The organism is Pseudomonas sp. GZD-209, from assembly GCF_049310485.1.
GTDB lineage: Bacteria > Pseudomonadota > Gammaproteobacteria > Pseudomonadales > Pseudomonadaceae > Aquipseudomonas > Aquipseudomonas sichuanensis.
In genome coordinates this window covers 1-11,782 of sequence record NZ_JBMOWQ010000104.1, presented here as the reverse complement: position 1 = coordinate 11,782, position 11,782 = coordinate 1, and the positions used below count along the sequence as shown (strand labels likewise).

The window sequence follows — 11,782 nt, the reverse complement described above, 5'->3', positions numbered from 1 at the left end:
CAAAGGAGATGGGGGGGAAACGCCGCCCACGAACGCAGGGGGGGGGAGGGGGGGGGGCCCCCCCCCCCCCCCCCGATGCTTTGCCGCCTTGATTTACGGCTTGTGCGCCCGCGCCAGGAACTCGTGGGACTGCATCTCCAGCAGGCGGCTCAGGGTGCGCTGGAACTCGAAGCTCAGGCGCCCGCCGGTATACAGGTCCTTGAGCTCCACCTCTGCCGAGATGATCAGCTTCACGTTACGGTCGTAGAACTCGTCGACCATGTTGATGAAGCGCCGGGCGATGTCATCGGTAGCCACCCCCATCTGCTCGACGTTGCTCAGCAGCACGGCATGGAAGATCTTGCCCAGCTCGATGTAGTCGTTCTGGCTGCGCGGGCCGTCGCACAGGGCGCGGAAATCGAACCAGGCCACGTCGTCGCAGGTACGCAGGGCAGTGATCGGGCGGTTCTCGATCATCAGCACGTCGTTCTCGACCGCCTGGGTGCACTCCGGCGTCAACGCCTTGAAGCTCGCGCGCAGGCTCTGGTGGGCGGCATCGTTGAGCGGGAAGTGGAACAGCTCAGCCTGCTCCAGGTGACGCAGACGATAGTCCACGCCACTGTCGACGTTCACCACATCGGTGTACTGCTTGATCATGGCGATGGCCGGCAGGAAGCGCGCACGCTGCAAGCCGTCCTTGTACAGGCCGTCCGGCACGATGTTGGAGGTGGCCACCAGCGACACGCCGTTCTTGAACAGCTCTTCCATCAGGGTGCCGAGGATCATCGCATCGGTGATGTCGGAGACGAAGAATTCGTCGAAGCAGATGACCCGGGCTTCATCGCTGAAGCGCTTGGCGATGATGGTCAGCGGGTTCTTCTCGCCCTTGAGGGTGCGCATCTCTTCGTGCACACGCTTCATGAAGCGGTGGAAGTGCGTGCGCATCTTCTGCTTGAACGGCAGCGCCTCGTAGAAGGTGTCGACCAGGTAGGTCTTGCCTCGCCCTACCCCACCCCAGAAGTACAGGCCCTTGACCGGGGTCTGCTCCTTCTTGCCGAACAGCTTGCCGAACACGCCCGGCTTGTTGTTCTGCGCGTGTACCAGATCGTCGTACAGACGCTGCAGGTGGCGCACCGCAGTTTCCTGCGCCGCGTCATGGAAGAAGTCGGGGCGTTTCAGATCGGCTTGATAGCGTTCTAAGGGAGTCATAATTCGTTAGCGAGGCAACAAAAAACGGGCCGTCACTGTAGCGACCGGCCCGCTTAATGGCAATGATACATGCGGCCAATGCGCGCAGGACTCAACCTCGTGGGAGCGGGCTTGCCCCGCGATCAGGGTTGGAGCATGCAACGAAGCTTTGTTTTCCGACCCTATCGCGGGGCAAGCCCGCTCCCACGAAACCTCTTACTCCTGGGCGGGTTGCAGCGCTTCGCGCAGGCTCTGGACCGCCGTGTCACGGGCCTCGGCACTGTCGAACTGCGGCCCCTCGGCCACCTGCTCGCCTTCCAGCCACAGGCTGAAGCTCAAGCCCTCGACCCGCACATCGGCCTCACCACCTTGCTGCAGCTGCTTGCTCACCGCACCTGCGCTTTTGCCATCGGCAAAGCGGCGCGACAGCAGCAGTTGCTCGCCGTCGGCGGCCAGCAGGCGGAAGCGGAAGCTGCCGTCTTCGTCGCGGAAGCTGACGAAACGCGCGCTCTTGGCGGCCTTTTTCTTCACTTCGGTGTTGGCCTGCACGCTGGTGCGGAACGAGCGCAAGCCCACCGCCTCGCGCAGCTGCTCGAGGAACGGCGTGGCGCTCTTGCGCGCCTTGGCGGCACCGGCCAGCAGGATGTCTTCCAGGTCCGACGGGCGCGAGATCAACTGGTGATAGTGATCACGCTTCTCGGCCAGTTGCCCGTCAAGCAGCTGGAACAGGCGCTGCTTGGCCTCACCCCAGCCCAGGCCCTGCAGCAGCTCTTCACGGAACTCGGCGCATTGCGCCGGCGTCGAGAAGGCCTGGAACAGGGTGAACAGGTGCGAATTGTCCGGGTCCTTGGCTTCGCCCGGGGCGCGCGAGTCGGTGACGATGCGCGAGATCGCGTCCTTCATGTCCTTGGCGCTGGTGAACAACGGGATGGTGTTGTCGTAGCTCTTGGACATCTTGCGCCCGTCCAGGCCCGGCAAGGTGGCCACGCTTTCCTCGATCACCGCCTCCGGCAAGGCGAAGAAGTCCTTGCCCTGGCCGAACAGGTGGTTGAAACGCTGGCCGATGTCGCGGGCCATCTCCACGTGCTGGATCTGGTCGCGGCCGACCGGCACCTTGTGCGCGTTGAACATCAGGATGTCGGCAGCCATCAGCACCGGGTAGCTGAACAGGCCCATGGTCACGCCGGCGTCCGGGTCTTCACCGTTTTCGACGTTCTTGTCCACCGACGCCTTGTAGGCGTGGGCGCGGTTGAGCAGGCCCTTGGCGGCAACGCAGGTCAGCAGCCAGGTCAGTTCGGGGATCTCGGGGATGTCGGACTGACGGTAGAAGGTCACCTTGTCCGGGTCCAGGCCGCCGGCCAGCCAGGTGGCGGCGATCTCCAGGCGCGAGCGCTGGATGCGCAGCGGGTCGTCGCACTTGATCAGGGCGTGGTAGTCGGCCAGGAAATAGAACGAGTCGGCACCGGGCTGCTGGCTGGCGAGGATCGCCGGGCGGATGGCGCCAGCGTAGTTGCCCAGGTGCGGGGTGCCGGTGGTGGTGATACCGGTGAGGATGCGCGTAGTCATGGGTGTTCGCTTGTTCAGGCTTGCTCAGTTCGAAAGGCGCGGCAGCAGCAGATCCTTCAGATCGGTCAGCTTGCCATGGAAGAAGTGTCCGCATTCTGCCACTTTCAGCAGCTCATGGGGGCGCGACAGGGCGGCGGACCAATCGTAGACCAACTGCGGCTCGACCACTTCGTCGGTGTCCGGCTGCACGACCGTCAATGTGACCCGCTCAGGCATCGGGAACTGCTCGCTCAGGCGCATCACCGCCGGGGCGATCATGAACAGCTGCTGCAACGCGATGCCGTCGGCTTCCAGGCGCCCGGCCAGGCTGGCGGCAACGAAGCCACCGAAGGAGAAGCCCATCAGCACCAACGGCAGTTGCGGGTGCTGCTCGCGCAGCCAGGCCGCGGCAGCCTGGGCGTCGGCCACTTCGCCGGCCCCCATGTCATGGCTGCCGGCGCTCTGGCCGACGCCGCGGTAGTTGAAGCGCAGGGTGACGTAGCCGGCGTCCCGGGCGGTACGCTGCAGGGTCGAGACCACCTTGTTGAGCATGGTGCCGCCCTGGACCGGATTGGGGTGGCAGATCAGCACCGCGCCACGGGCATCGGCCACGTCCAGATACAAGGCTTCCAACTGGCCGCACGGGCCATCGATGAACAAGGGGGTTTCGCGGATAAGCAAGGTACTACTCCGTGACCTCGGGGAGGGTCGACTCGTCTAGCAAAGGAATTCTGTTCTGATTTGCGATAGCTCGCGGTATACAGCGCAGGTCTGAGCCGTTAACGTAAAGCAAAGCCGTTTATAGAGGAAGGACTCGTGGAACACTCGCTCCTTGTTTGGTTGCTGCCGACCCTGGCCCTGGTCATCGGTGTCGTTGCAGGTTTCGCGCTGGCCCGCCTGCTGCCCAATGCGGCGCCCAGCAATACACAACGCCAACTGGATGACATCCAGCAGCGTTTCGACACCTATCAGAACGAAGTGGTCACCCACTTCAACAGCACCGCCTCGCTGGTGCAGAAGCTCACGCAAAGCTACCAGGACGTGCAGGACCACCTGGCCGACGGCGCCAATCGCCTGGCCCTCGACGAGCTGACCCGCCAACGCCTGCTGGCCGCCCTGCATTCGGAAGCGGCGCAAGCACCACGTGACCGCCTCACGCCACCGAAAGACACCGCCGAAGTGCCGCGTGACTATGCGCCCAAGGCACCTAACTCGCCGGGCATGCTGGATGAGAGCTACGGCTTGAAGCGTTGATCGGATGACATGAAAAAGGCCTCGAAAGAGGCCTTTTTTGTGGGAGTCGCAGCCAGATCGCCGGCAAACCTCAGCGGTACCAAGCTGCCTCATCATCTACGATCGCGTACCGCGCCCTGGCCTGGCTCAATACTCCCCGCGGCAACCGCCCCTGGCGCACCAGCCCATACAACGCCGCCATCACCACCGCGAACCGATCCACCTCGAAGAACCGCCGCAGGTGCTGGCGGTTATCGCTGCGGCCAAAGCCATCAGTGCCCAGGGTGATGTAAGGCGCATCGACATACTCGGCGATCAACTGCGGCCAGGCGCGCACATAGTCACTGGCGGCGATCACCGGCGCATCGCCTTCGAGGCAGCGCCGCACATGACTGTCCTCCTCTTCTCCAGCTATCGCAGCCCGACGCTGATCCCTGGCCTCCCGGGCCAGCTCACTGAAGCTGGTGACACTGAACACCTCGCTGTCGACCTGCCATTCGGTCGCCAGCAGTTCACTGGCTTTGATCACCTCACGCAGGATCGCCCCCGAACCCAGCAGCCGCACCTGGGCTCGCGGCTTCACTGATTGCTGCCGTGCGTGCAGGTACATGCCACGCAACACATCACCGTGTACGCCTGGCGGCAGCGATGGCTGTGGATAGTTTTCGTTCATGACCGCCACGTAATGGAACTCGTCGCATTGTTCCACCAGCATGCGCCGTGCGGCATGGTCGAGGATCACCGCCAGCTCCCCGGCAAAGCACGGATCCCAGGCCCGGCAGTTGGGCACCATCGAAGCCATGACCAGGCTCGAGCCATCCTGGTGTTGCAATCCCTCCCCGCCGAGCGTGGTGCGCCCGGCAGTGGCGCCCAGCAACAGGCCACGGGCGCGCTGGTCGGCGGCGGCCCAGATCAGGTCGCCGACACGCTGGAAACCGAACATCGAGTAATAGATGTACACCGGCAGCATCGGCTCGCCGTGCACCGCATACGAAGTGGCGGCCGCGACCCAGGACGAGATCGCCCCGGCCTCGGTGATGCCCTCCTCCAGCAACTGCCCGTCGCGCGCCTCCTTGTACGTCAGCAGCGAACCGGCATCCTCAGGCTCGTAGCACTGCCCCGCCGGTGAGTAGATACCGATCTGGCGGAACAGGCTGGCCATGCCGAAGGTTCGCGCCTCATCGGCGACGATCGGCACCACACGCGGCCCCAGCCCCGGTGCCTTGAGCCAGTGGCCGAGCATGCGCACGGCGGCCATGGTGGTGGACATTTCCTTGCCGTCGGCCTGCAGGGCGAAACCTGCGAAGGCATCGAGCGCCGGCAGTGGCAGCGTGGCGCAGTCGCTGCGGCGCACCGGCAAGGGGCCGCCAAGCGCTTGCCGGCGCTGGCGCAGGTAGACCATCTCCGGGCTGTCCTCGGCCGGGCGATAGAAGCGCAGTTGCTCCACCGCCTCGTCCGACAGCGGCAAGTGGAAACGATCGCGGAATGCCAACAGCGCCTGCACATCCAGCTTCTTGGCCTGGTGTGCGGTCATCCGTGACTCACCGGCGCTGCTCATGCCGTAGCCTTTCTTGGTCTTGGCCAGGATCACCGTCGGCCGGCCCTTGCACGCCTTGGCGGCGGCATAGGCCGCGTGCAGCTTGCGAAAATCATGGCCACCGCGCTTGAGGGCGTTGATCTGCTCGCTGCTCATATGCGCCACCAGGCGCTGCAAGGCCGGGTCCTGGTTGAAAAAATGCTCGAGGTTGTAGCTGCCATCCTTGGCGCCCAGGTTCTGGAACTGGCCATCGGGTGTCGCCGCCAGCTGGCGCAGCAACGCGTGCTCGTGGTCGCGGGCGAACAGCGCGTCCCACTCCGAGCCCCACAACACCTTGATCACATTCCAGCCGGCACCGCTGAATAGCGCTTCCAGCTCCTGGACGATCTGGCCGTTGCCACGCACCGGGCCATCCAGACGCTGCAGGTTGCAGTTGACGATGAAGGTCAGGTTGTCCAGCCCTTCACGGGCGGCCAAGGTCAGGCCGGCGATAGACTCCGGCTCGTCCATCTCGCCGTCGCCGAACACGCCCCACACATGCCGCGCCGAGGTGTCCAGCAGGCTGCGATGCTGCAGGTAGCGCATGAAGCGCGCCTGGTAGATTGCACTGAGCGGGCCGATGCCCATGGAGCCGGTGGGGAATTGCCAGAAGTCGGGCATCAGCCAGGGGTGTGGATAAGAGCACAGGCCATTGCCCGCGATCTCCTGGCGGTAGTTGGCCAGTTGCTGTTCGCTCAAACGCCCTTCGAGAAACGCCCGGGCATAAATGCCCGGCGCGGAGTGCGGCTGGAAGAACACCAGGTCGCCCGTGCGCCCCTCGCCGCCGCTTTCGCCGCGGAAGAAGTGCTGGAAACCGACCTCGAAGATCTCCGCCGCCGAGGCGTAGCTGGCGATATGCCCGCCCAGTTCGCCATAGGCATGGTTAGCCCGCACCACCATGGCCAGGGCGTTCCAACGCAGGATACCGGTGATCCGCTCGTCCAGCTCCAGGTCACCGGGGTAGACACCCTGCTGCTCCACCGGCAAGGTATTGCGGTAGGCGGAAAACGCCTGGGCCTCGCGCTCAAGGCCCAGCTCCAGGGCATGGGCCTGCAGGCGCTGCAGCAGGTAGCGCGCCCGCGCCGGGCCGCAATGGGCCAGGCTGGATTCCAGGGCCTGGCACCATTCGGCGGTTTCCGCCGGGTCGCTGTCCAACGCGGCATCTTGGGCCGTAAACGGCGCGTTCGGGTTCATCATCGCTACCATCGCACAAGCCTCTTCCGTGGCAGTTCAGGCACAGGCCTTCAGGGCCTGGTCGATATCGGCCAGCAAGTCGTCGATGTCTTCGAGCCCCACCGACAACCGCACCAGCCCCTCGGAAATACCATGGTGCGCCCGCTCCTCGGGCGTGTAGCTGGAGTGGGTCATGCTCGCCGGGTGCTGGGCCAGCGACTCGGCATCCCCCAGGCTCACCGCCCGGCTGAACAGCTGCAATGCATTCATGAAGCGGCGCCCGGCCTCGATGCCACCCTTGAGCTCGAAAGCGATCATCCCACCCGGCAGGCGCATCTGCCGTTGCGCCAATGCGTACTGAGGGAACGACGGCAGGCCTGGGTAATGGATCAGCTCGACCTGTGGCTGGCGGGCAAGGTGCTCGGCCAACCGCTGCGCATTGGCGCAATGGCGGTCCAGGCGCAGGGCCAGGGTCTTCATGCCACGCATCAGCAGTGAGGCGTCGTGGGGCGACAGCACCGCGCCGGTCATGTCCTTGAGCCCCTGCAGGCGAATGCGGTCGACCAACGCCTTGCGCCCGACCACCAGGCCAGCGGTGATGTCGCCGTGGCCGGACAGGTATTTGGTCGCCGAGTGCACCACCAGGTCAGCGCCCAGTTCCAGAGGGCGCTGCAGATAAGGGGTGCAGTAAGTATTGTCGACCACGATGCTGATGTCGTGACCACGCACCGCCTCGGCCACGGCGGCGATATCCACCAGCTGCATGTTGGGGTTGGCCGGGGTCTCGAAGTAGATCATCCGGGTTTTCGCGGTGATCGCGGCTTTTAGCGCCTGCGGGTCGTTGAGGTCGACATGCTGGATCTTCACGCCGAACTCGCCGATGCCGTGGTGCAAGTAGGCAAAGGTGCAGCCATACAGGGTGCGGCCGACGATCAGTTCATCCCCCGGGCGTAGCAAGGTCCACAAGGTGGAGGTGATCGCGCCCATGCCCGAAGCCAGCGCCAGCCCGGCCTCGCCGCCTTCGAGCGACGCCATGCGCTGCTCCAGCAAGGCCAGGGTCGGGTTGGAGATTCGGCTGTAGAAGTGCCCACCCTCCTCGCCGGCAAAGCAGGCAGCACCGTATTCGACGGTCGGAAAAGCGAAGGTGGCGGTCTGGTAGACCGGCGGCACCAGGGCGCCGCCATGGGACAGCGGATCGTAGCCGTAGTGGATGGCCCGCGTGGAAAAACCGGTGTTGTTATTGGAGTCGCGCATGGCAACAGCCTCGTGTGGTTTGTTATAAGCTTATGCCACCGAGCTGCTGCAATTTTTCCAAAGTTGCCCACGCAATCGGGCCAGTATTGGAATAAAAACAATAAATGGTTAACCAGGAGGGCAAATCATGCCTTCGACCCTCGACCGCACCGACCGCGCCCTGCTCGCCGCCCTGCAGGACAACGCGCGCCTGACCGTCTCCGAACTTGCCGACCAGGTCGCCCTGACCACTTCGCCATGCTGGCGGCGGGTCAAGTTGCTGGAGGACAACGGCTACATCACCGGCTACCAGGCCATTCTCTCGCCCAAATCGCTGGGTTTTGGGGTCACCGCCTTCGTCAGCATCATGATGGACTCGCACACCAAGGAGATCGCCCTGGCGTTCGAACGGCGGCTGATGGAGATCCCCGAGATCGTCGCCTGCCACAACATTTCCGGGCGCTATGACTTTTTGCTGGAAATCCTGGCGCGTGACCTGGAGTCGTTTGGCGAATTCACCCGCGAGGTGCTGCAGCGGTTGCCGGGGGTGAAGGAGATCTATTCGAGCTTTTCGTACAAGGCGGTGAAGGAGCGCAGAGTCATCCCCGTTACGGAAAAGCATATCTAGAGCGTGGGAGCGGGCTTGCCCCGCGATAAAGCCAGCCCAGGCAACCGCTTCGCATGGCATGGACTTCGTCCATGATCGCGGGGCAAGCCCGCTCCCACAGGACCGCGCCGAAATCAAAACCCGCTCCCACAGGCACACCGTCCACAAAAGAAAAAACCCGCCGAAGCGGGTTTTTCATGCACGACGACGGATCAGATCGCCCCACGCTGACGCAGCACATCCAGCACCAGCTTCACGCCTTCATCGACGCTGACCGACTGGGTGTCGATCACCAGGTCCGCATCCAGCGGCACGTCGTACGGGAAGCTCTCGCCCGGGATGTTGTCGCCACCGGCGGCATACAGGCCCTGCGGGTCACGCTCGCGGCAGGCCAGCGGCGAGGCCTGGACGTAAACGGTCACCAGGCGCTCCTTGCCGATCAGCGCCTTGGCCTGTTCGCGGCCTTCGGCGTCCGGGGCAACGAAGGCGGCCAGGGTCAGCAGGCCGGCTTCGTTGAACTGGCGCGCCACATGGGCGGCGCGGCGCCAGTTCTCGGTGCGGCCGGCGCGGTCCTGCGGCAGGCCCTTGTTCAGGTCGTGACGCAGGTTCTGGCCATCGAGCACGTAGACCGCACGGCCCATGTCGAACAGCTTGCGCTCGACCGCATAGGCCAGGGTGCTCTTGCCGGCGCCGGAGAGGCCGCTGAACAGCACGGTGGCCGGTTGCTGGCCAAAGCGCAGGGCGCGCTCTTCGGTGGCCACGTGGGCCAGCTTGCCATGCTGGCCGGCGCTGCCGTGTGGCAGTACCGGCGGCGCGATGATCATGCCGGCGCCGACGGTGCCGTTGGTCAGGCGGTCGATGACGATGAACGCACCGGTGGTGCGGTTGCTGTCGTAACCATCCAGGGCGATGGCGCTGTCCAGGGCGACCTTGACGCGACCGATCTCGTTCAGCTGCAGTGCGCTGGCGGCGCCCTGCTCGAGGGTGTTCACATCGACCTTGTGGGTGATGCTGGCAATCGAGCCCGGCACGTAGCTGGTGGCGCGTTTGATGTCGTATTTCTTGCCCGGGAGCATCGGCTCCTCGGCCATCCACACCAGCATGGCGTCGAACTGGTCGGTCACCTGCGGCACGTTGTCGGCATGCACCAGCAGGTCGCCACGGGAGATGTCGATCTCGTCTTCCATGGTCAAGGTCACTGCCTGGCCAGGGCCGGCGTTCTCCAGCTCACCTTCGAAGGTGACGATGGACTTGACCCGGCTGCTCTTACCCGACGGCAGCACGACGATCTCGTCGCCCTTGTGCACCACGCCACCGGCGATGGTGCCGGCAAAGCCGCGGAAGTTCAGGTTCGGGCGGTTGACGTACTGCACCGGGAAGCGCAGGTCGGTGACATTGCGGTCGGCGGCGATCTCGACGGACTCGAGGATCTCCATCAGCACCGGGCCGGTGTACCACGGCGACTGCTCGCTGCGGTTGACCACGTTGTCGCCCTTGAGCGCCGACATCGGCACGAAGTGCAGGCTCGATGGCTTGAGGTCGATGCTCTCGGCGAACTTCAGGTAGTCGGCCTTGATCGACTCGAAGACCTGCTCGTCGAAGCCCTTGAGGTCCATCTTGTTGACCGCGACGACGATGTGCTTGATGCCCAGCAACGAGGCGATGTAGCTGTGCCGGCGGGTCTGGGTCTGCACGCCGTAGCGGGCATCGACCAGGATAATCGCCAGGTCGCAGGTCGAGGCGCCGGTGGCCATGTTGCGGGTGTACTGCTCGTGGCCCGGGGTGTCGGCGATGATGAACTTGCGCTTGGCGGTGGAGAAGTAGCGGTAGGCGACATCGATGGTGATGCCCTGCTCGCGCTCGGCCTGCAGGCCGTCCACCAGCAGCGCCAGGTCGACTTCCTCGCCGGTGGTGCCGGATTTCTTCGAGTCGCGGGTGATGGCCTCGAGGTGGTCCTCGTAGATCATCTTGGAGTCGTGCAGCAGGCGCCCGATCAGGGTGCTCTTGCCGTCGTCCACGTTGCCGCAGGTGAGGAAGCGCAGCAGCTCTTTACGCTCATGCTGGGCCAGGTAGGCGAGGATGTCCTCGCTGATCAGATCAGATTGGTGCGACATGACGAAACCCTGAAATTAGAAGTAGCCTTGGCGTTTTTTGTCTTCCATCGAGCCTGCACCATCGTGGTCGATGACGCGGCCCTGGCGCTCGGACGTGCGGGTCAGGAGCATCTCCTGAATGATGTCCGTCAGGGTCTCGGCTTCGGACTCGACCGCACCCGTCAACGGGTAGCAGCCCAGGGTACGGAAACGCACTTTCTTCTTGACGATGCGCGCCTTCTCTTCCTCGGAGAGGTGCTCGAGGATGCGTTCGTCGTCGATCATGATCAGGGTGCCGTTCTTCTCGATCACTTCACGCTCGGCGGCGAAGTACAGCGGCACGATCGGGATGCCTTCGAGGTAGATGTACTGCCAGATGTCCAGCTCGGTCCAGTTGGACAGCGGGAACACACGGATCGACTCGCCCTTGTTGACCTTGCCGTTGTAGATGTTCCACAGCTCCGGGCGCTGGTTCTTCGGGTCCCAGCGGTGCTTGCTGTCGCGGAACGAGTACACGCGCTCTTTCGCGCGGGACTTCTCTTCGTCGCGGCGCGCGCCACCGAAAGCGGCGTCGAAGCCATGCTTGTCCAGCGCCTGTTTCAGGCCCTGGGTCTTCATGATGTCGGTGTGCTTGGAGCTGCCATGGGTGAACGGGTTGATGCCCTGCGCCACACCCTCGGGGTTGACGTGGGTGATCAGCTCCAGGCCCATCTCCTCGACCATCTTGTCGCGGAAGCTGTACATCTCCTGGAACTTCCACTGGGTGTCGACGTGCATCACCGGGAACGGCAGCTTGCCCGGGAAGAAGGCCTTGCGCGCCAGGTGCAGCATGACCGCGGAATCCTTGCCGATCGAGTACAGCATCACCGGGTTGTCGAACTCGGCGGCCACCTCGCGGATGATATGGATGCTCTCCGCCTCCAGCTGTTTCAAGTGCGTCAGATTGTCGACCATGGCTACTCACGAAAAACGATCTTATGGACGGCCTGCGGGCCGTGTTCGAGCGAGCCACTTTATCACAGCACCTGATTCTATTTAGGAGGCCGCCTAGATCGAAACAATCTAACGATATGACTGGGGGTTTGGGCCAAAACGCATCGCGGGGAGAGACCCTCCCCCCCCACCCCGCGGGGGTGAGGTTTACCCTCCGCAAGG

General features: G+C 64.1%; 9 protein-coding genes. 2 read left to right on the top strand and 7 right to left on the bottom strand.

The annotated features are described in order from the left end of the window. Window positions 1–93: 93 nt before the first annotated feature. The 3 genes from zapE to ACO6VM_RS13215 all read right to left on the bottom strand — a co-directional run bounded on the left by zapE (window position 94) and on the right by ACO6VM_RS13215 (window position 3,393). Window positions 94–1,188 (bottom strand): cell division protein ZapE, encoded by a 1,095-nt coding sequence (gene zapE, locus ACO6VM_RS13225; protein ID WP_390967083.1) that lies wholly within the window; start codon window positions 1,186–1,188, stop codon window positions 94–96. 195 nt (window positions 1,189–1,383) lie between these two features. Beyond that, window positions 1,384–2,733, bottom strand: coding sequence for a tryptophan--tRNA ligase (locus ACO6VM_RS13220; protein WP_422403406.1), 1,350 nt, complete (start codon window positions 2,731–2,733; stop codon window positions 1,384–1,386). A 24-nt stretch (window positions 2,734–2,757) separates the two neighbouring features. Next, window positions 2,758–3,393, bottom strand: coding sequence for an alpha/beta hydrolase (locus ACO6VM_RS13215; RefSeq protein ID WP_110991639.1), 636 nt, complete (start codon window positions 3,391–3,393; stop codon window positions 2,758–2,760). A 135-nt stretch (window positions 3,394–3,528) separates the two neighbouring features. Between ACO6VM_RS13215 and ACO6VM_RS13210 the strand changes: the two genes are divergently transcribed. Further along, the gene (locus ACO6VM_RS13210) at window positions 3,529–3,966 is read left to right on the top strand and encodes a YhcB family protein (RefSeq protein WP_110991640.1); all 438 of its coding nucleotides are present in this window, start codon (window positions 3,529–3,531) and stop codon (window positions 3,964–3,966) included. A 70-nt stretch (window positions 3,967–4,036) separates the two neighbouring features. On the opposite strand, the gene mdeB is transcribed toward ACO6VM_RS13210, so the two are convergent. Together mdeB and ACO6VM_RS13200 are read right to left on the bottom strand one after the other, a co-directional pair. Continuing rightward, window positions 4,037–6,727: an alpha-ketoglutarate dehydrogenase gene (mdeB, locus tag ACO6VM_RS13205; protein ID WP_422403405.1), complete on the bottom strand. Its 2,691-nt coding sequence runs from the start codon at window positions 6,725–6,727 to the stop codon at window positions 4,037–4,039. A gap of 24 nt (window positions 6,728–6,751) precedes the next feature. Beyond that, window positions 6,752–7,948 (bottom strand): methionine gamma-lyase, encoded by a 1,197-nt coding sequence (locus tag ACO6VM_RS13200; RefSeq protein ID WP_110991642.1) that lies wholly within the window; start codon window positions 7,946–7,948, stop codon window positions 6,752–6,754. Between the two features lie 127 nt (window positions 7,949–8,075). Here ACO6VM_RS13200 and ACO6VM_RS13195 point away from each other — a divergent pair, with 127 nt between their 5' ends. Further along, window positions 8,076–8,555, top strand: a complete 480-nt coding sequence (locus ACO6VM_RS13195) for an Lrp/AsnC family transcriptional regulator (RefSeq protein ID WP_323830724.1) — start codon at window positions 8,076–8,078, stop codon at window positions 8,553–8,555. 191 nt (window positions 8,556–8,746) lie between these two features. On the opposite strand, the gene cysN is transcribed toward ACO6VM_RS13195, so the two are convergent. After that, window positions 8,747–10,648 carry a sulfate adenylyltransferase subunit CysN gene (gene cysN / locus ACO6VM_RS13190; protein WP_258705753.1) on the bottom strand — a complete coding sequence of 634 codons (1,902 nt, stop codon included), beginning with the start codon at window positions 10,646–10,648 and terminating at the stop codon, window positions 8,747–8,749. Window positions 10,649–10,663: 15 nt separating this feature from the next. Then, on the bottom strand, window positions 10,664–11,581 hold the full coding sequence (gene cysD, locus ACO6VM_RS13185; protein ID WP_110991645.1) for a sulfate adenylyltransferase subunit CysD: 918 nt from the start codon (window positions 11,579–11,581) through the stop codon (window positions 10,664–10,666). Window positions 11,582–11,782 lie beyond the last annotated feature (201 nt).